Raw genomic sequence first — 18840 nt, forward strand, 5'->3', positions numbered from 1 at the left:
ACGTTTGCGCCTCCCCCATGCCCAATTGAACACCGGTATTACATCCAACGTTCAAGAATGGGAGAAGCAGCATGATGAAAACCGTAGCTGGCGCCGTGATCGTGGCAAGCGGCATGACCCTGTCGGCATCGGCATTCGCCGCCGACCAGCAATTCATTTCCATCGGCACGGGTGGCGTCACGGGCGTCTATTATCCCACCGGCGGCGCGATCTGCCGTCTGGTCAACAAGAACCGCAAGGAACACGGCATCCGCTGCTCGGTCGAATCGACCGGCGGTTCGGTCTACAACATCAATACCGTGCGCGCGGGCGAACTGGAATTCGGCGTGGCCCAGTCCGACTGGCAGTATCATGCCTACAACGGCACCTCGAAGTTCGAGGACCAGGGCGCATGGGAAGGTGAGCGGGCGGTGTTCTCGGTTCACCCGGAGCCGTTCACGCTGATCGTCCGCGAAGGCTCGGGCATCGCCAAGTTCGAGGACCTCAAGGGCAAGAAGGTCAATGTCGGCAACCCGGGTTCGGGCCAGCGCGCGACGATGGAAGTCGTCATGGACGCCTTTGGCATCACGATGGACGACTTCGCGCTTGCGGCCGAACTGAAGGGCTCGGAAATGGCCCAGGCGCTTTGCGACGGCAAGATCGACGCCATGATCTACACCATCGGCCATCCGGCGGCCGCCATCACCGAGGCTGCCACGACCTGCGACGTCAACCTCGTGTCGGTGGAAGGCGATCCGATCACCAAGCTGGTCGAGGAGAACCCCTACTACCGGACCGCGACCATTCCGGGCGGCACCTACAAGGGCACGGATGAGGACGTGACGACGTTCGGCGTCGGCGCGACCTTCATCACCTCGGCGGACGTGTCCGAAGAGGTCGTCTACACTGTGGTCAAGGCGGTGTTCGACAATTTCGACGACTTCAAGAAACTGCACCCGGCCTTCTCCAACCTGAAGGAGGAGGAGATGATCAAGGACGGCCTCTCCGCGCCGCTGCATGACGGCGCCGTCAAGTACTACAAGGAGCGCGGCTGGATGTGATCCATCCGGCGCGACCGGGTTGAACGCCCGCGTCCGGCATGACGGGCGGGGCAAGACCTTCTCGGGCCGGGTGGCGCTGCCGCCCGGCCCGAACTGTTTTCGCGGCCGCCTTGCGGGGCGTGGCCCGAAGGCCCGCGGGACAGGCGGGCGCCGCCTGACAGGGCGGCAGGACGAGGGGACAGGAGAGGGATGAGGCCATGAGCGAGGCTGCGGACAGGAAACGGCCGGATGTCGATGTCGACATGATGGTCGCGGAGGTGGAAAGCGGGGCGCGCAACGCGTCCGGCATGGCGGGCCGGTTCATCCTGGCGCTGTGTTTCGTCTGGTCGCTGTTCCAGCTTTACATCGCTTCCGACATCCCCTTCATCCTGACCACGCTGACCGGGGCCAATGTTGTCTTCAACAACCAGGAAGCCCGCCAGGTGCATCTGGCCTTCGCGTTAGCGCTCTCCATGCTGGCCTACCCGCTGTTCAAGTCGAGCCCGCGCGACCGGGTGCCGCTCTATGACTGGGCGCTGGCCATCCTCGGTGCCGGGGCCTGCCTCTATCTCCTGTGGTTCAAGCAGGACATCGCCGACCGGGCCGGCCTGCCGACCACGGCGGACCTCGTGATGTCGGCCATCGGCATGGTCACCCTTGCCATCGCCGTCTTCCGGGCCCTGGGCCTGCCGCTGGTGATCGTCGCGTCGGTCTTCGTCTTCTACGTCTTCTTCGGTCATCTCGATTCCATGCCGGACGCGATCCAGTGGAAGGGCGCGTCCTTCGGCAAGGCAATGTGGCATTACTGGATGCAGACGGAGGGCGTGTTCGGCGTCGCGCTCGGCGTGTCGGCCTCCATGATCTTCCTGTTCGTGCTGTTCGGGTCGCTGCTGGAGAAGGCAGGGGCCGGAAACTACTTCATCAAGCTCGCCTTCGCGCTGCTGGGACACCTGCGCGGCGGGCCGGCCAAGGCGGCGGTCATGGCCTCGGCGCTGTCGGGTCTCTATTCCGGTTCTTCCATCGCCAATGTGGTGACGACCGGCACCTTCACGATTCCGTTGATGAAGCGCACCGGCTTCAAGCCGGAAAAGGCGGGCGCGGTGGAAGTGGCTTCCTCCACGAACGGCCAGCTGACGCCGCCGGTCATGGGCGCCGCGGCCTTCCTTATCTCCGAGTTCACCGGCGTGGCCTATCCCGAACTCATCAAACATGCCTTCCTGCCGGCGATCATCTCCTATATCGCGCTGGTCTACATCGTTCACCTGGAAGCGCTGAAGATCGGCCTGAAGGGGCTGGAGCGGCCGACCGTCGTCGGCACGCTGGCGCAGCGCCTTTCCGGCGTGCTGTTCGGCTTCATCGCCATGGCGGTGCTGGCGGCAGCGGTCTATTACGGGCTCGGCTGGATCAAGGTGGCCTTTCCGGGAATGACCTTCTATACGGCGCTCCTGCTTTTCCTGGCCGCCTATGTCGGCCTGGTCTACAAGGCGGCGCAGCATCCGGACCTGGAGATGGACGATCCGAATGCGCCGATGGAAGTGCTGCCGCGGCCCTGGGACGTCGCGATCACCGGCTTCCACTATATCCTGCCCATCGTCATCCTGATCTGGTGCATTCTCGTCGAGCGCCTGTCGCCGACGCTGTCGGCCTATTGGGCGACGGTCTCGATGATCTTCATCGTGCTCACGCAGAAGCCGCTCAAGCGCGCCATGCGCGGCGAGGGCGGTTTCGGCCTGGGCTTCTCGGACGGCTGGCGCGACTTCGTCGACGGCATGATTGCCGGCGCGCGCAACATGATCGGCATCGGCGTCGCCACGGGCGCGGCCGGGGTGATCGTCGGCACGGTCTCGCTGACCGGCGCCCACCAGGTGGTGGGCGAATTCGTGGAGTTCCTGTCGGGCGGATCGCTGATCGCCATGCTGCTGCTGGTGGCGGTGATGAGCCTCATTCTCGGCATGGGCCTGCCGACGACGGCGAACTACATCGTCGTGTCCTCCCTGATGGCGCCGGTGATCGTGTCCGTCGGCGCGGCGCAAGGGCTCATCGTGCCGCTGGTCGCCGTGCACCTCTTCGTGTTCTATTTCGGCATCCTGGCCGACGACACGCCGCCGGTCGGCCTCGCAGCCTTCGCGGCGGCCGCGATATCGGGCGGCGACCCGATCCGCACCGGCATCCAGGGCTTCGCCTACGACATCCGTACCGCGCTACTGCCGTTCCTGTTCATTTTCAACACGGAACTGCTGCTGATCGATGTCTCGGCGGTCAAGGCGGTCTTCATCTTCATTGTCGCGGTGATCGCCATGATGCTGTTCGCGGCGGCGACGCAGGGCTATTTCCTGACCCGGTCGCGCGTCTGGGAAACGCTCGCGCTGCTGCTCGTGGCCTTTACCCTGTTCCGGCCGGGCTTCTGGCTGGACTACGTGCAGCCGCCCTATGACAACCGTCCGGGCGCCGAGGTGATCGAACTCGCCGCCGCCCAGCCCGAAAACGGCACGTTGCGCATGGTCGTTCGCGGGCCGGACTTCGACAAGCCGGACGTGATTTCCGAGCGCACGATCATTGCCGAGCTTGGCGAGGCCGGCGACGGGGCCGACCGGCTGGACCAGGCGGGCCTCATGGTGAGCGTGGACGACGGCAAGGCCGTGCTGGAGGAGCCGCTGGCCGGAACGCAGTTCTTCACCGAGTTCCAGGGCTTCGACTTCTACGGCGACGAACCGGTGGAGATCGCGCTGGTGCAGACCGAGGCCGAGCGGATGCCCAAGGAAATCTTCTACATTCCGGCGCTTGTGCTGCTCGGCGTGGTGGTGCTGTTCCAGCGCCGCCGCCAGACCGTGCCGGCGTTCTGAGGGGAGACATGCGATGTACAGGACCATTCTCGTTCCCGTCGACCTGGGCGACAAGGCGGTGGCCGGGCGCAGCATCGACGTGGCCGCCGACATGGCCAGACGCTACGGCGCGCAGATGCATGTGCTGACCGTCGTGCCGGCCTATGGCTTCGCCATCGTGGGGGCGGGCTTTCCCGCCGACTACGAGCAGAGGATGCTGAACAATGCCCGCAGCGCGCTCAAGGACTTCCTCGAGGAATGCCCGCTCGACGGAATTTCGGTGCAGGGGCATGTCGCGCATGGCACGATCTATGACGAGATCATGAAAGCGGCCAATGCGCTCAAATGCGATCTCATCGTCATGGCCTCGCACCGTCCGGAACTGAAGGACTACCTGCTGGGGCCCAATGCCGCGCGGGTGGTGCGTCACGCCCGGCAGTCGGTTTTCGTGGTACGTGACGCCGGGTGACATGCCATGGGCCAGGCCCATCTATTCGGACGTTCGACGGGAGCCGACATCCCGGTCGCCGTTGGCGGTGACGGCTGCTACATCATCGACGCTTCAGGCAAGCGTTATTTCGACGGATCGGGCGGGGCGGCGGTGTCCTGCCTGGGCCATTCCGACAAGACGGTGGCCGACGCCATCCGCGGACAACTCGACCGGATCGCCTTTGCCCATACCGGGTTCTTTTCCTCCGAACCGGCGGGCGAACTGGCCGACCTGCTGATCGCCCATGCGCCGGAAGGCATCGACCGGGTCTACCTGGTGTCCGGCGGCTCGGAAGCAGTCGAAGCGGCGATCAAGCTGGCGCGGCAATATTTCCTGGAGAAGGGCGAGAGCAAGCGCAGCCGCATCATCGCCCGGCGGCAGAGCTATCACGGCAACACGCTGGGCGCACTGGCCGCCGGCGGGAACGAATGGCGTCGCGCGCAATTCGCACCGCTGCTGGCCGAGACATCCCATGTCAGCCCGGTCTATGAGTACCGGGGGCGCCATGCCGGCGAGAGCGCCTTCGACTACGGCCAGCGCGTGGCCAATGAACTGGAAACGGAAATCCGGCGTCTCGGCCCGGAAAACGTAATGGCCTTCATCGCCGAACCGGTGGTGGGCGCAACAGCGGGCGCGGTGCCGCCCGTGGAGGGCTATTTCAAGCGTATCCGCGAGATCTGCGATGCCCATGGCGTGCTGCTGATCCTCGACGAGGTGATGTGCGGCATGGGCCGCACCGGCACGCTGTTCGCCTGCGAACAGGAAGGGGTGCGCCCGGACATCGTGACCATCGCCAAGGGGCTCGGCGCGGGCTATCAGCCGATCGGCGCCATGCTTTGCTCGGCCGCCATCTATGACGCCATCGCGGCCGGTTCCGGTTTCTTCCAGCACGGCCATACCTACATGGGCCATCCGCTGGCCGCGGCAGCGTCCTGCGCCGTGCTCCGGCGCATCACGCAGGACGGGCTCCTGGACAATGTGCGCGCCAAGGGCGACAAGCTGCGCGCCCGTCTGCATGAGGCCTTCGGCCAGCATGCCCATGTGGGCGACATTCGCGGCCGCGGCCTGTTCATCGGGCTGGAATTCGTCGAGGACCGGGAGACGAAGGCGCCTTTCGACCCGAAGCGCGGGATTGCCAAGGCACTCAAGAAGGAAGCCTTCGGTGAAGGCCTGATCTGCTATCCGATGAGTGGCACCATCGATGGCGTGAACGGCGACCACGTTCTGCTGGCCCCGCCCTTCATCATCGATGACGCCCAGATTGACGAGGTTGTCGGCAAGCTTTCTGCGGCGGTGGCAAGGGTGTTGGGATGAACGTCACGCCGCTGCCTGTCCTGATGGTCGCGCCCAATGGGGCGCGGCGGACGAAGGCCGACCATCCCGCCCTGCCGATGACGGTCGCCGAAACGGTCGAGACGGCGATTGCCTGCCGGGCGGCGGGCGCCGGCGGGTTGCACGCGCATGTGCGAGACGGGCGCGGCGCGCATGTGCTCGACGCGGGACTGTATCGCGAACTGATCGGGGAAATGGATATCCGCGCCCCCGGCATGGCGGTGCAGATCACCACGGAAGCCGTTGGCCGGTATACGCCCGCCCAACAGCGCGCGGTGGTGCGCGCCAGCATGCCGGACATGGTGTCGGTGGGGCTCGGCGAGATGATCCGGGACCCGGCGGACGTGGTGGAGGCGCGGCGCTTCTATCACTGGGCGCAGGAGGCCGGCATTGCCGTGCAGCATATCCTCTATGCGCCCGAGCAGGTGGCGGCCCTGGGCCGCCACGTCGCGGCCGGCGTCATTCCGGACGAGGAATTGCAGGTGCTGTTCGTGCTGGGCCGCTATGCCGAGGGACAACAGAGCAACCCGGCCGATCTCAAGGGCTTCCTCGCCGCGCTTTCTGCCACCGGGCTTTCCGCCGACTGGGCGCTGTGCGCCTTCGGCCAGGCGGAAACGGACTGCCTGCTGGCCGCGCTGAAGGCGGGCGGCAAGGCGCGCTGCGGTTTCGAGAACAGCCTGTGGAACCGCGACGGTTCGCTGGCGCGCGACAATGCCGCGCGGATCGCGGAGGTGGCGCGGCTTGCGGGCCTCGGCACAGAAGGGTGAGGACCGCTACGCCCTGCGTGATCGAAAGTACAAATGACAGGGACCCGGCAATTGTGGTCTCTTGGGACATGGCACGGTTTCTGATCATCGACGACCATCCGCTTTTCCGTGAGGCGCTGCACAGCGCCCTGAAGAGCGTCTATCCGGAGGCGGAAGCCCTGGAAGCGCGCACCATAGCGGAGGCGCAGGAGATCCTGTCGGGGTCTTCCCCGTCCTTCGATCTCGCCCTGCTCGACCTGAACATTCCCGGTGTGCAGGGCTTCGAGGGACTGTTGCAATTGCGCACGGCCTGGCCGCGCCTCCCCGTGGTCGTGGTGTCCGGCCATGAAGACAACCGGATCATCCGCGAGGCGCTGTCCTATGGCGTGGCCGGTTTCATTCCCAAGTCGGTGCGCAAGGCCGATCTCGCCGCCGCCATCAGCGAGGTGATGGATGGCGCTGTCTATGTCCCGGCTTCCTACGAGGCGGGTCCGGCCAACGAGGAAAGCCAGGATCGCGCCGAACTGGTCAAGCGCCTTGCAACGCTGACGCCGCAGCAGTTGCGGGTGTTGCAGATGCTGCGGCAGGGACTGCTCAACAAGCAAATTGCCTATGAACTCCAGGTGGGCGAGACCACCGTCAAGGCGCATGTCTCGGAAATCCTGCGCAAATTGTCGGTCTACAGCCGGACGCAGGCGGTCATCGAGGTGTCGAAGCTCGACGGGACCGAGCTTTTCCGCGAAAGCCAGGAGTTCACGCTTCCGCACTGATGGAGCCGTCGCGGCACCGTCCGGCGTCCGCGCTCAGTCGCCCTTGCCCTCCTTGGGCGCAAACCGTTCGCGCAGGCCTGCGCAATGGTCCTCCACATTGGCGCGCGGCGTCAGGATGACGAAATCGAAGGTCTCGTTCGCCGTATAGTCGCCCACGGTCCGGGATTCCCCGGTTTCGCGCAGGCCAATGGTCAGCACATCCGTGCCGGGCAGCAATTGCGCCAGCACAGCGGGTGCGCCGCGATCCTCGCGCACGTGGCCGGCGCCGGCGACGAGGAAGGCACCGCGACCGGCATGGGCGGCCATGGCAGCCGCGAGCGCCCCGTCGCGGGCGCGCTGGACGGTGATCATCGGCGCGATCATGGCCTCCGGCATCATGCCGCAATGGCTGTCGACGAGTTCCTGCTTCAGGCTCTCCGACGCGGTGGCGGCGAAGGGAAGATCGAGACCGATGCGCGCGGCCTCGCCGGGTTGCAAGGCTTGGCTGCCCTGCCTGCCGATGGCGCGGATCACGTCGCGGTCGAGGTCGCCGGCGACAAGCGGCAGGCCGGCGGCCAGCGCCACTTCGGCAACCGGCCTGTACATGGACCAGGCGGGCCAGCCGCGCTTTTCCCATTCAAGGGCATCGCCGAGCTTTTCGGCACCTGTCTCGCCTGCCTTGTCGAGAACGGACTGAAGCGCGGCGGGAACCATCTCGAAGACCACGGCGGGCCGTTTCCCGGCGTCGACCATGGCCTGGAGGATTTCCGCCTGGATGCGGTGATGATCCGGGTTGTCATGGATTTCCCCGACCGCGACGAAATCCGAGCCACCCACGGCATCCAGCAGCGCCTGGACGGTAGCCGCCTTGCCGTCGCGCGCGGCAATCGTGCCGTTGAGGGGGTTGTCGCGGAAATGCGCCGATTGCCAGGCTGACAGGTCGAGCGCGCCTGCCGGGGATGCCAGGGCAAGGCCGGCGGTGAAGGCGAGGATGGCGGATCGGATCATGCAAGGCTTCCCGTTGTCGTCAGCCTCTCAAGATGGAGCATCGCGGCTTTCGATCAATAAGCGCAAATGACGCATGGTTCACGTCTTTTGATCGGTGCCGGCCAAATGGCATGGTAGAGATGACGGCAGAAGAGAGGTGGAATCATGCCGCAGCTATCCGACCGCATCGCCTCCATCCTGCAGGGCGGGAAAACGGGCTGGGAAATCCATTTCCATGCGCTGGCGCGCCGGCAGGCGGGCGAGGACGTGCTGATGGTGACGGCAGGCGACCACGACTTCGACACACCGGCGCAAACCGTGGCGGCCTGTGAGAGGGCGCTGCATGAAGGTCACCATCACTACACGCAACTGGAGGGCATTCCGGCCTTGCGCGCTGCCATGGCGCGGGTGTCGGAACAGGTCACGGGCGTGACGACCGTTCCTGGCGAGGTGCTTGCCACGGGCGGCGGGCAGGGCGCGCTCTACGCGGCGGTGCAGGCCGTGTGCGATCCGGGAAGCCATGCCATCGTCTGCGCCCCCTATTACGCGACCTATCCCGGCACGTTCCGCGCCGCTGGCGCGGACTTCACGCTGGTCCATGCCCGTCCGGAGGACGGTTTCCAGCCACGCGCGGACGAGATCGAGGCGGCGGTCACGGAACGCACCCGGGCGATCCTGATCAACACGCCGAACAACCCCGCCGGGGCCGTCTATACCCGCGCGACGCTGGAGGGCATTGCCGGTGTCTGCCGCCGGCACGACCTCTGGCTGCTGTCCGACGAGGTCTACTGGAGCCATACCGGCGGCAAGCCCCATCTCTCGCCGCGCGCGCTCGACGGCATGGCGGAGCGCACGCTCGTGATCAATTCCATGTCCAAGAGCCATGGCATGACAGGCTGGCGCGTCGGCTGGCTGACCGGACCGGAAAGCGTGATCGGGCCGCTGGTCGCGCTCAACCTCGTTTCCACCTACGGGCTCAACGATTTCGTCTCCCATGCCGCGGTGGAAGCGCTGGACAGGGCCTATGGCGTCGACGAGATCACCTCGATCTACGCGCGCCGCCGGTCCGCCTTCCGCGCCGCGATGGAGGGATGCGCAGGGTTCACGATCCGCGGCTCCGAGGGCGGCATCTACCTGATGGCCGATATCCGCGAGATCAGCGCGGACGGCGAGGCCTTCGCCTGGGGTCTGCTGGAGGCGGAGAAACTGGCGCTGATGCCGGGCGAAACCTTCGGCCCGTCGACGGCCGGACACGTGCGCATCTCGCTGTGCCAGCCGGACGCCGTGCTGGCGGAAGCGGCGAAGCGCATCCGGCGCCACATCGCCGCGCTGACCGGGCAGGCGCGCGGCGCGGCCTGAGGCTCAGGGCGCCAGCCGTCCGGTCAGGCCGCTTTCGGGATCCGTCAATGCGTCGATCACATTGAAATGATGTTCGCCCTCGATGGCGATGCATTCCGTATCGGCGCCAAGCCCGGCCCAGACATTGGCCAGAAGCGCGTTCTGGCGCACGAATTCCGGCCTTTCGGCGGCGCCCGCCCAGCAGGTGAGCGACACGCCGTCGAGCGGTTCCAGAAGGGCCGGGCTCTCGGCGCGCGATTCGGCGAGGTCGAGCCGGAGCAGGTCGTTCAGTTTCGTGCGCATCAGCGGACGCAGGTCGTGGACGCCCGAAATGGAAACGACATGCTCGATCCGCGCGCGGACATCCGCGCCAAGCGGACTGTCGGCGCAAACCATGCGCGCGGCGAGATGGCCGCCGGCGGAATGGCCGGACAGGCGGACAGGCCCGGCGATTTCGGCGGCAGCCCGTGTCACCGCCGCGCCGGCCTGGCGGGTGATCCGGCTGATGCGCGCCTGCGGAGCCAGGGTGTAGCTCGGCATGGCCACGGCCCAGCCACGGGCAAGCGCGCCGGCGGCCAGATGTGACCACATCGACTTGTCGAAGGCGCGCCAGTAGCCGCCATGAATGAAGACGGACAGGCCCTTCGGCCTGGCCCCGGGGAGGAACAGGTCGAGCCGTTCGCGCTCGTCCCCGCCATAGGCGATATCGAGGCGCGCGCGGTTCTCCGCCAGAAGCGTTTCGCGGAAGGCGGAAGCCCGCTCGCCCCATTGCGGCGGATAGGCGGCTGCATCCGTAATATGGCCGAAATTGTCGTAGGCGTCGTCCCAATCGGTGACGTGCATGGCGTTCCTCCCCTTGCCGGCGCACAGACTATGCGGGATGGGGCGGAACGGGAAGCGGGAACCGCTGACCAAAACCTTCCCTTGCGCGACCGGCCCGGCGGACTTGCCAAACCGGCGCCGATGCTCTTACGTGGCGGACAAACAGATGGCGGAAATGCCGGATGTCCATGCCGAGCGGAGGTCACAGACGACATGAAATGCGTGTTCGTGCAGCTCAGATGCGTGCCGGGCAAGACCTACGAGGTCGCCGAAGAGCTCTACAGGCGCGAAATCGCCTCGGAACTGTTCTCCACCTCGGGCGACTTCGACCTGCTGATGAAGCTCTATGTCGATGACGGTGTCGACATCGGCAAGTTCGTCAACGACAACATCCTGGATATCGCGGGCATTTCGCGCTCGCTGACGACGCTGACATTCAAGGCGTTCTGACAGATTCAAGAACCGGAAAACGGGAGGAAACGGAATGACAAAGACCAAAAAGGTGCTGGCCGCGCTGGCCGGGGTCCTCATGGCGACGGCGGTGCATGCCGAACCGCTCAAGGTGGGCATGATCACGACGCTTTCGGGCGGCGGCGCCGGGCTCGGCATCGATGTGCGCGACGGCTTCATGCTGGCGATCAAGCAGGCCGGCGACACGGAGGTCGAGGTCGTCATCGAGGATGACCAACGCAAGCCGGACGTGGCCGTCCAACTGGCCGACAAGCTGATCCAGTCCGACAAGGTGGATGTGCTGACCGGCATCATCTGGTCCAATCTGGCCATGGCCGTTGTCCCTTCGGTGACCGCGCAGGGCAAGTTCTACCTGTCGCCGAATGCCGGCCCGTCGCAGCTTGCCGGCAAGGGCTGCCACAAGAACTATTTCAACGTGGCCTGGCAGAATGACGCCTTCTACGAGGCCGCCGGCGCCTGGGCCAGCGAGAACGGCGTCAATTCCGTCTTCCTGATGGCGCCGAACTACCCGGCGGGCCAGGATGCCGTGAACGGCTTCAAGCGCACCTTCAAGGGCAAGGTCAGCGCCGAGGTCTTCACCAAGCTCGGGCAAACGGATTATGCCGCCGAGATCGCGCAGATGAAGGCGACGGAGGCCGATGTGGTCTTCATCTTCCTGCCGGGCGGCATGGGCATTTCCTTCATCAAGCAATATGCCGGTTCGGGCGCCGACAAGCCGCTGATGGGACCGGCCTTCAGCTTCGACCAGGGCATCCTGGGCGCGGTCGGCGACGCGGCGCTGGGCGTCAAGAACACCTCGCACTGGTCCAAGGACCTCGACAACGCGGCCAACAAGGCCTTCGTGGAGGCCTTCCAGAAGGAATACGGCCGCCTGCCCTCGCTCTATGCCAGCCAGGGCTACGACACCGCGCAGCTTCTGCTGTCGGCCAAGGGCAAGGCGGCGGTCAGCGACCAGGACGCTTTCCGCGCGGCCTTGAAGGCGGCGGATTTCGCCTCGACGCGGGGTGACTTCAAGTTCGCCGACAACCACCACCCGATCCAGACCATCTACATGCGCGAGGTGGTGAAGGAAGGCGACGTGGTGACCAACCGCATCGTCGGTCCCGCGATCGAGAACCACCAGGACCCGCACGGGGCCGAGTGCCAGATGTGACCTGCCTGTGGCGGGCGGCCGAGCGGCCGCCCGCCAAGGCTCTCCGGGAGCCGGACCGCTGACCCTTCCGCTGTTTCTCGAACAGGTTCTCAACGGCCTGCAACTCGGCGTGATGCTGTTCCTGATGGCCGCCGGGCTGACGCTGGTATTCGGCGTCATGGGGCTGATCAACCTGGCGCATGGCTCGCTCTACATGGTGGGCGCGTTCGCCTGCGCAGGCGTCGCGGCGGCCACGGGCTCGTTCTGGCTCGGGCTCGCCGCCAGCCTGGCGGCCGCGGCGGCCGCCGGCGCGCTGATGGAAATCACCGTGCTGCGCCGCCTCTATGACCGCGATCACCTCGACCAGGTGCTGGCGACCTTCGCCCTGATCCTCGTCTTTTCGGAAGGCACGCGCTGGCTGTTCGGCTCGTTTCCGCTCTATCTCGACATTCCGCAGGTCCTGTCAGGCTCGGTCGCGCTGCCGGGCGGCATCACCTATCCGGTCTACCGGCTGGCCATCATCGTGGCGGGGCTGGCCATCGCCGCCGGTCTGTTCCTGCTGGTGGCGAAGACGCGCCTTGGCATGCGTATCCGTGCCGGTGACGCCGACCGCGAGATGATCGCGGCGCTTGGCGTCGACATCGACCGGCTCTACACCATCGTCTTCATGCTGGGCGCGGCGCTTGCCGGGCTGGCAGGGGCGCTGGTCGGCGCCATACAGTCGGTGCAGGTGGGCATGGGCGAACCCGTGCTGATCCTCGCCTTTGTGGTCATCGTGATCGGCGGCATCGGTTCGATCAAGGGCGCACTGGTGGGCGCGCTGCTGGTCGGCGTGACCGATACGCTCGGCCGCTTCCTGATGCCGCAGGCGCTCGGCCTGTTCATGGACGCCTCAAGCGCGGGAACGGTGGGCTCGGCCATCGCGTCCATCCTCATCTACATGCTCATGGCGGTGGTGCTGGCGCTCAAGCCCGGCGGCCTGTTCGGGAGTGCTGCCTGATGCGCGCGGAAGGACTGTTCACCATCGCGCTGGCCGGCGGTCTCTTGGCAGTGGCGCTGATCGCCTTCGCGGCGGGCGAAACCTTCACCATCACGCTGGCGACCAAGGTGGCCGTCTTCGCCATGGCCGGCATCGGGCTGAACCTGGCGCTCGGGCAGGGCGGGCTCGTCTCCTTCGGCCATGCCGCCTTCTTCGGTCTCGGCGGCTATGCGGTCGGCATCCTTTCGAGCCATGCGCAGAATTACGACCCGCTGACGGAATGGCCCTTCCTGATCGAGGGCACCACCTTCATGCCGGTGCTGTGGCTGGTGGCGGTGATCGTGGCGGGCCTTGCCGCGCTGGCCATCGGGGCCATCAGCCTGCGCACGACCGGCGTCTATTTCATCATGATCACGCTCGCCTTCGCGCAGATGATCTACTACTTCGCCATCTCCTGGCCGGCCTATGGCGGCGAGGACGGGTTGTCGATCTATGTGCGCAACGGGTTTCCGGGCGTCAACACGCTCGATCCGCTGTCGTTCTTCCTTCTGGTCTTCGCGGTTCTCGCCGCCGTGATCCTGTTGGCCTGGCGCCTGAAAGCCTCGCGATTCGGACTGGTCCTGGAAGCGGCGCGGCAGAACGCGCTGCGCGTCACCTCGGCGGGCATCACGCCTTACCGGGTGCGGCTCGTCGCCTTCGTCATTTCCGCCATGATCACCGGTCTCGCGGGCGCGCTCTACGCCGATCTCAACCGCTTCGTGAGCCCCGCCATGCTGTCCTGGCACACGTCGGGCGAAATCATGATCTTCGTCATCCTTGGCGGCGTGGGGCGGCTCGGCGGGCCCATTGCGGGCGCGGCGCTGTTCGTGCTGCTGGAGCATTTCCTGGGCGGGCTGACCGAGCATTGGCTCCTGTTCCTCGGCCTGGCGCTGCTGGCGGTGGTGCTGTTCGCGCGCGGCGGACTGGCCGGCTTCGTGCTCAAGGGGCGCGGCCATGGCTGATCCGGTGCTGCAATTGTCCGGGGTAACGCGCAGTTTCGGCGCGCTGGTGGCGAGCGACAAGGTCGACCTCGATCTCGTGTCCGGCGAGATCCATGCCCTGATCGGGCCGAACGGTGCCGGCAAGACCACGCTGATCAAGCAGGTCGTCGGCGAAATCCTGCCCGATGCCGGAACCATCCGGTTCCACGGCGAGGACATCACGCAGGCGCCACCGGCGCGCCGCGCGCTGGCCGGGCTTGCCCGCACCTTCCAGATTTCGGCCCTGGCGCCGGAATTTTCCGCGCTCGAGAATGTCATGGTCGCGGTCGCGCCGCGCGCGGGCGGCGTGTTCCACTTCTTCCGGTCCGCGCAGCGCGACGGAGCGCTTGTCGAACCGGCCATGGCCGCGCTTCGCCGCGCCGGCCTGGAGAACCGCGCGCATGTGCCGGTTACCGGCCTTTCCCATGGCGAGCGGCGGCAGCTTGAAATCGCCATCGCGCTGGCCATGCAGCCGAAGGTGTTTCTCATGGACGAGCCGATGGCGGGCATGGGGCCGGACGGCTCGCAGCGCCTGACCCGCCTGCTTTCGGAACTGAAGGCGGAAGCGCCGATCCTGCTCGTCGAGCACGACATGGACGCCGTGTTCGCGCTGGCCGACCGCATCTCCGTCATGGTCTATGGCAGGATCGTCGCGACGGGAACGGCGGACGAGATCCGTGCCAATGCGCTGGTGCGCGAGGCCTATCTGGGGGATGCGGCATGAGCGCGCTGCTGGAGGTCGATGCGGTCGAGGCCAGCTACGGCGCGGCGCAGGCGCTGTTCGGGGTGAGCCTGGCCGTCGGCGAGGGCGAGGCCGTGGCGCTGATGGGGCGCAACGGCATGGGCAAGACGACGACCATCCGCACCATCTGCCGGCTGATGCGCCATCATGGTGGCAGGCTGCGTTTCAGCGGGCAGGATATCGGCCCGATGCCGCCGTTCCGCGTGGCTCGGCTCGGCGTCGGGCTGGTGCCGGAAGGGCGGCGTTGCTTCGGCCCGCTGACGGTGCGGGAAAACCTCGTTGCTGCGGCCCGGCCCGGCGAATGGACGCTCGACAAGGTGCATGGCCTGTTCCCGCGGTTGCAGGAACGGCAGGCGCAGCCCGCAGCCACGCTGTCGGGCGGCGAGCAGCAGATGCTGGCCATCGGGCGGGCGCTGATGACCAATCCGCGCCTTCTCGTCCTCGACGAGGCCACGGAGGGACTTGCGCCCGTGGTGCGCCAGGAAATCTGGTCGGCCATTTCGGCGCTGCGCAGGACGGGCCTGTCCATCCTCGTCGTGGACAAGTCGCTGAAGGAACTGAAAGGCTTCGCCGACCGCTGCGTGATCCTGGAAAAGGGCGCGAGCGTGTGGCAGGGGACGCCGGCCGACCTGACCGACGCGGTTGCCACGCGCTATCTCGGCGTCTGAGATCCCGCCTCAGTTCAGCGGGATGGCGTTGCCTTCCTTGGTTTCCTGATAGGCGGCCGACAGTTCGTCATACTTGGCCTTGATGCGGGCGATGCGCTCCAGCGTCTGGCTGCGCTCCGGTTCCGGCAAGGCGTTGGCGCGTGCCGGGATCGACCAGCTTTTCCAGAAGGCGTTCTCGGCATTGTAACCGCCGGGGTCCAGGGTGAAGACCTCTTTCAGGATTTTCAGGTCGTGCGGGATGGCAAAGGAATCGCGGCTGTCCTCATGGCTGAACAGGTAGGCGAAATTGTCGAAGCCGGTCCATGTGATGGCCGAAAGGCACAGCGAGCAGGGTTCGTGGGTGGAGATGAACAGGCAGTCCTTCGTGTCGGGACGCTGATCGGCGGGCATTTCGTAGAAGCGCTTCAGCGTGTGGGTCTCGCCATGCCAGAGCGGGTTTTCCAGCTCGTTGTTGGTCTCGGCGAGGACCAGCGACAGGTCGTCCTTGCGCAGGATGGCGGCGCCGAAGAGCTTGTTGCCCTTCGCGACGCCGGCTTCGGTCAGCGGGATGATGTCGTGCTCGATCACATCGAGCATGCGGTTGATCAGGCGGGCATCTGTCACGTTTCACTCTCCTTGCGGCAAACGGATTTCCCAGGGCTCGGCGAAGGTGAACTCCTCCAGGTTGGAGCCGTCGCCGCCACGGTCGACGACAAGGAAATCCTGCGGTTCGCCGATTGGCGTCAGAACCGCGTGCCATGTGTTGCGGGCATAGTTCACGCCCTGTCCGGGCGCGGTGAGGAAGGCGTGGGGGCGGCCTGGACCATCTGCCGTATCCGGGCAGACGATGACGAGAAAGGGGCGCGGCGAGAGCGGCATGAAGGCCTGGCTGCCGAAGGGATGGCGCTCCACCAGCGCCAGCTTCAGCGGCATCGCATAGGGTGTGCCGCGAAAGATGTTGACGAGCACGCGCGCGCCGGGACCGGCCGCCTCGACCCTTGCCAGGTCGTGATAGCGCTCGCACTTGCCATTGTTGATGGCGAAGTGTTCCGCGCCGTCCGTTTCGATGACGTCGCCGAAGCCCGCGAAAACCTCGCGGGTGAGCGGGCGGGCCGTGATGACGCGGGTCACGGGAAGCGCGTCAGCGGCATGTGCCGGTTGACGTCCTTGTAGAGCAGGTAGCGGAAGGGGCCGGGGCCGCCGGCATAGCAGGCCTGCGGACAGAAGGCGCGCAGCCACATGAAATCGCCGGCTTCGACCTCGACCCAGTCGCGGTTGAGCTTGTAGACGCCCTTGCCCTCCAGCACGTAGAGGCCATGCTCCATGACATGGGTTTCCTCGAAGGGAATGGTGCCACCGGGCTGCAATGTGACGATGGTCACATGCATGTCATGGCGCAGGTCGGCCGGATCGACGAAACGCGTCGTCGCCCAGCGCCCCTGCGTGTCGGGCATGGGCGTGGGCGCAATGTCGCGCTCGTTGAGGAAGAGCGGATCGGGTGCATCGAGCCCCTCGACCGGCTGCCAGGCCTTGCGAATCCAGTGGAAACGGGCATGGCTGGCGCCGTCATTGGCAAGCGCCCAACCGCTGGCGGGCGGAAGGTAGGCATAGCCGCCCGGTGTCAGGCGGTGAGCGGCGCCATCGAGCGTGACGGTGATCTCCCCTTCCATGACGAAGAGCACGGCTTCGGCCCGCTCATCCTCTTCCGGCCTTGCGCTGCCGCCACCGGGTGCGACCTCCATGATGTATTGCGAGAAGGTTTCGGCGAAGCCTGACAGGGGGCGTGCGATGACCCAGAGGCGGGTCTTTTCCCAATGCGGCAGGCAACTGGTGACGATGTCGCGCAGCACCCCCGCCGGCAGGACGGCATAGGCCTCGGTAAAGACCGCGCGGCCGGTCATCAGTTGCGACTGGCCGGGCAGGCCGCCATGCGGGGCGTGGTAGAGGGGTTCGTTCATCGCTCTCACTCCGGCAGCATGTCTTTCAGGCGCAGCAGCGCGATCCGCTCAACCTGTCTGCACGCGGTGGCGAATTCAGTCTCGCGGTCATTGCCGATGCGCGTTTCGAAGGCGGCGAGGATATCGGCCTTCGTCAGTCCCTTGACCGCGATGATGAAGGGAAAACCGAACTTCGCGGTGTAGGCTTCGTTGAGTTCGGTGAAGCGGGCCCGTTCGGCGTCGGTGAGCGCGTCGAGGCCGGCGGAAGCCTGCTCGGCGGTCGATTCGGCGGTCAGCCGCCTTGCCTGGGCCAGCTTTCCGGCGAGGTCGGGATGGGCGCGAAGCACGCCGAGGCGTTCCTCCTCGGAGGCGGAGCGGAAGATGCGGGCCAGCGCATTGTGCAGGCCGCCCGCGCTGTCATGGGCAGGCCCCAGTTCCAGGTCGAAGGCGCGCTCGGCGATCCAGGGCGAATGCTCGAAGACCGAACCGAAGGCGGCGACGAAACCGGCCTCGTCCATGGCCGAGGGTTTCAGGCGCGGGGCCACGTAGGGGTGCACCCGCTTCCAGTGTTCGGCAATGTCGATGCGGCGGGCCACCCAGACCTTGTCGTGGTTGAGCACGTGGTCGATGAAGCGCTTGAGCGCCAGGGCGCGGCCGGGCCGGCCGACAAGGCGGCAATGCAGGCCAATGTTGAGCATTTTCGGCGCACCGTCCATGCCCTCGGCATAGAGCGTGTCGAAGGCGTCACGCAGATAGGTGAAGAACTGGTCGCCGGAATTGAAACCCTGGACGGCGGCGAAGCGCATGTCGTTGGTGTCCAGCGTGTAGGGGATGACAAGCTGTTCACGCCCGTCGACCACGATCCAGTGCGGCAGGTCGTCGTCATAGGCGTCGGAAATGTAGTCGAAGCCGCCTTCGCGCGCCGCCAGCGGCACGGTGTGCATGGAGGCGCGGCCCAGATAGAAGCCGCGCGGCCGCTCGCCTGTGACTTCCGTGTGCAGACGGATCGCCTCCAGCATGTGGGCGCGCTCGTCCTCCTGCGTGAAGTCCTTGTACTCGATCCATTTCAGCCCGTGCGAGGCGATTTCCCAGCCGGCTTCCTGCATGGCGGCGACCTGGTCGGGCGAGCGGGCCAGCGCGGTGGCGACGCCATAGACGGTGGCTGGAATGCCGGCGGCGGTGAACATGCGGTGCAGGCGCCAGAAGCCGGCGCGGGCGCCATATTCATAGATCGATTCCATGTTCCAGTGGCGCTGGTCCGGCCAGTTCGTGGCGCCGGTGATCTCCGAGAGGAAGGCCTCCGACTGGCCGTCGCCGTGCAGCAGGCAGTTCTCGCCGCCTTCCTCGTAGTTGATGACGAACTGGACGGCGATGCGCGCGTCGCCCGGCCACTGCGGATGGGGCGGGCGGGCACCATGGCCCCGCATGTCGCGCTCGTAACGTTTCATGGTTTCCTTCATGCTCCCGGACACGGATGGCGCGGGCGGCCACCGGACAAAGAAATTGCTGGCCGACAGCCTATTTCAACCGGGGCCGCGGCCAACATGCGGAAAAATTTGAAACTGTTTAGAGTGCGGACGCCATGCGAGGGCCTTAAGGCAGCGGCTT

Annotated in this window: 19 protein-coding genes; 13 read left to right on the forward strand and 6 right to left on the reverse strand. The window is 66.2% G+C overall.

The features are described 5' to 3' along the window. The first annotated feature begins 71 nt into the window (after nucleotides 1–71). The 6 genes from ACLB6G_RS09835 to ACLB6G_RS09860 all read left to right on the forward strand — a co-directional run bounded on the left by ACLB6G_RS09835 (nucleotide 72) and on the right by ACLB6G_RS09860 (nucleotide 7179). Nucleotides 72–1040: a TAXI family TRAP transporter solute-binding subunit gene (locus ACLB6G_RS09835; RefSeq protein WP_410355997.1), complete on the forward strand. Its 969-nt coding sequence runs from the start codon at nucleotides 72–74 to the stop codon at nucleotides 1038–1040. A 197-nt stretch (nucleotides 1041–1237) separates the two neighbouring features. Continuing rightward, on the forward strand, nucleotides 1238–3862 hold the full coding sequence (locus ACLB6G_RS09840) for a TRAP transporter permease (RefSeq protein ID WP_410355998.1): 2625 nt from the start codon (nucleotides 1238–1240) through the stop codon (nucleotides 3860–3862). 13 nt (nucleotides 3863–3875) lie between these two features. Continuing rightward, nucleotides 3876–4310 (forward strand): universal stress protein, encoded by a 435-nt coding sequence (locus ACLB6G_RS09845; RefSeq protein ID WP_410355999.1) that lies wholly within the window; start codon nucleotides 3876–3878, stop codon nucleotides 4308–4310. Between the two features lie 6 nt (nucleotides 4311–4316). After that, nucleotides 4317–5645, forward strand: a complete 1329-nt coding sequence (locus ACLB6G_RS09850) for an aspartate aminotransferase family protein (protein WP_410356000.1) — start codon at nucleotides 4317–4319, stop codon at nucleotides 5643–5645. Continuing rightward, nucleotides 5642–6430 carry a beta-keto acid cleavage family enzyme gene (locus ACLB6G_RS09855; RefSeq protein WP_410356001.1) on the forward strand — a complete coding sequence of 263 codons (789 nt, stop codon included), beginning with the start codon at nucleotides 5642–5644 and terminating at the stop codon, nucleotides 6428–6430. Before ACLB6G_RS09850 ends, ACLB6G_RS09855 begins: the two co-directional genes overlap by 4 nt. A 68-nt stretch (nucleotides 6431–6498) precedes the next feature. Next, on the forward strand, nucleotides 6499–7179 hold the full coding sequence (locus ACLB6G_RS09860) for a response regulator (protein ID WP_410356002.1): 681 nt from the start codon (nucleotides 6499–6501) through the stop codon (nucleotides 7177–7179). A 33-nt stretch (nucleotides 7180–7212) separates the two neighbouring features. On the opposite strand, the gene ACLB6G_RS09865 is transcribed toward ACLB6G_RS09860, so the two are convergent. After that, nucleotides 7213–8166, reverse strand: coding sequence for a ChaN family lipoprotein (locus ACLB6G_RS09865; protein ID WP_410356003.1), 954 nt, complete (start codon nucleotides 8164–8166; stop codon nucleotides 7213–7215). A gap of 144 nt (nucleotides 8167–8310) precedes the next feature. Here ACLB6G_RS09865 and ACLB6G_RS09870 point away from each other — a divergent pair, with 144 nt between their 5' ends. Next, on the forward strand, nucleotides 8311–9504 hold the full coding sequence (locus tag ACLB6G_RS09870; RefSeq protein ID WP_410356004.1) for a pyridoxal phosphate-dependent aminotransferase: 1194 nt from the start codon (nucleotides 8311–8313) through the stop codon (nucleotides 9502–9504). A 3-nt stretch (nucleotides 9505–9507) separates the two neighbouring features. Here the strand turns inward: ACLB6G_RS09870 and ACLB6G_RS09875 are convergent, their stop codons facing one another. Continuing rightward, nucleotides 9508–10326: an alpha/beta hydrolase gene (locus ACLB6G_RS09875; protein WP_410356005.1), complete on the reverse strand. Its 819-nt coding sequence runs from the start codon at nucleotides 10324–10326 to the stop codon at nucleotides 9508–9510. A gap of 192 nt (nucleotides 10327–10518) precedes the next feature. Between ACLB6G_RS09875 and ACLB6G_RS09880 the strand changes: the two genes are divergently transcribed. Genes ACLB6G_RS09880 through ACLB6G_RS09905 form a run of 6 tightly spaced genes read left to right on the forward strand, consistent with a single transcriptional unit; the run spans nucleotide 10519 to nucleotide 15316 of the window. Then, the gene (locus ACLB6G_RS09880; RefSeq protein ID WP_410356006.1) at nucleotides 10519–10755 is read left to right on the forward strand and encodes an Lrp/AsnC ligand binding domain-containing protein; all 237 of its coding nucleotides are present in this window, start codon (nucleotides 10519–10521) and stop codon (nucleotides 10753–10755) included. Nucleotides 10756–10789: 34 nt separating this feature from the next. Then, nucleotides 10790–11929, forward strand: a complete 1140-nt coding sequence (locus ACLB6G_RS09885; protein WP_410356007.1) for an ABC transporter substrate-binding protein — start codon at nucleotides 10790–10792, stop codon at nucleotides 11927–11929. 58 nt (nucleotides 11930–11987) lie between these two features. Then, entirely contained in the window at nucleotides 11988–12908 is a 921-nt protein-coding gene (locus tag ACLB6G_RS09890; protein WP_410356416.1) for a branched-chain amino acid ABC transporter permease, read from the forward strand. Next, nucleotides 12908–13888, forward strand: coding sequence for a branched-chain amino acid ABC transporter permease (locus ACLB6G_RS09895; protein ID WP_410356008.1), 981 nt, complete (start codon nucleotides 12908–12910; stop codon nucleotides 13886–13888). Before ACLB6G_RS09890 ends, ACLB6G_RS09895 begins: the two co-directional genes overlap by 1 nt. Further along, nucleotides 13881–14630 carry an ABC transporter ATP-binding protein gene (locus tag ACLB6G_RS09900; protein WP_410356009.1) on the forward strand — a complete coding sequence of 250 codons (750 nt, stop codon included), beginning with the start codon at nucleotides 13881–13883 and terminating at the stop codon, nucleotides 14628–14630. The genes ACLB6G_RS09895 and ACLB6G_RS09900 overlap by 8 nt, the downstream gene beginning before the upstream one ends. Next, entirely contained in the window at nucleotides 14627–15316 is a 690-nt protein-coding gene (locus ACLB6G_RS09905) for an ABC transporter ATP-binding protein (RefSeq protein WP_410356010.1), read from the forward strand. The genes ACLB6G_RS09900 and ACLB6G_RS09905 overlap by 4 nt, the downstream gene beginning before the upstream one ends. 9 nt (nucleotides 15317–15325) lie before the next feature. Here the strand turns inward: ACLB6G_RS09905 and ACLB6G_RS09910 are convergent, their stop codons facing one another. The 4 genes from ACLB6G_RS09910 to puuE are packed head-to-tail and all read right to left on the reverse strand — an operon-like array spanning nucleotide 15326 to nucleotide 18680. Continuing rightward, the gene (locus ACLB6G_RS09910) at nucleotides 15326–15892 is read right to left on the reverse strand and encodes a nucleoside deaminase (RefSeq protein ID WP_410356417.1); all 567 of its coding nucleotides are present in this window, start codon (nucleotides 15890–15892) and stop codon (nucleotides 15326–15328) included. A 30-nt stretch (nucleotides 15893–15922) separates the two neighbouring features. Then, nucleotides 15923–16426, reverse strand: a complete 504-nt coding sequence (locus ACLB6G_RS09915) for an ureidoglycolate lyase (protein WP_410356011.1) — start codon at nucleotides 16424–16426, stop codon at nucleotides 15923–15925. Further along, a complete protein-coding gene (locus tag ACLB6G_RS09920; protein ID WP_410356012.1) occupies nucleotides 16423–17253 on the reverse strand; it encodes a bifunctional allantoicase/(S)-ureidoglycine aminohydrolase in 831 nt (276 codons plus the stop codon). Before ACLB6G_RS09920 ends, ACLB6G_RS09915 begins: the two co-directional genes overlap by 4 nt. Nucleotides 17254–17258: 5 nt before the next feature. Next, nucleotides 17259–18680, reverse strand: coding sequence for an allantoinase PuuE (gene puuE / locus ACLB6G_RS09925; RefSeq protein WP_410356013.1), 1422 nt, complete (start codon nucleotides 18678–18680; stop codon nucleotides 17259–17261). Nucleotides 18681–18840: the final 160 nt, after the last annotated feature.

Source organism: Zhengella sedimenti (assembly GCF_046506625.1).
GTDB classification, from domain to species: Bacteria; Pseudomonadota; Alphaproteobacteria; order Rhizobiales; family Rhizobiaceae; genus Zhengella; species Zhengella sedimenti.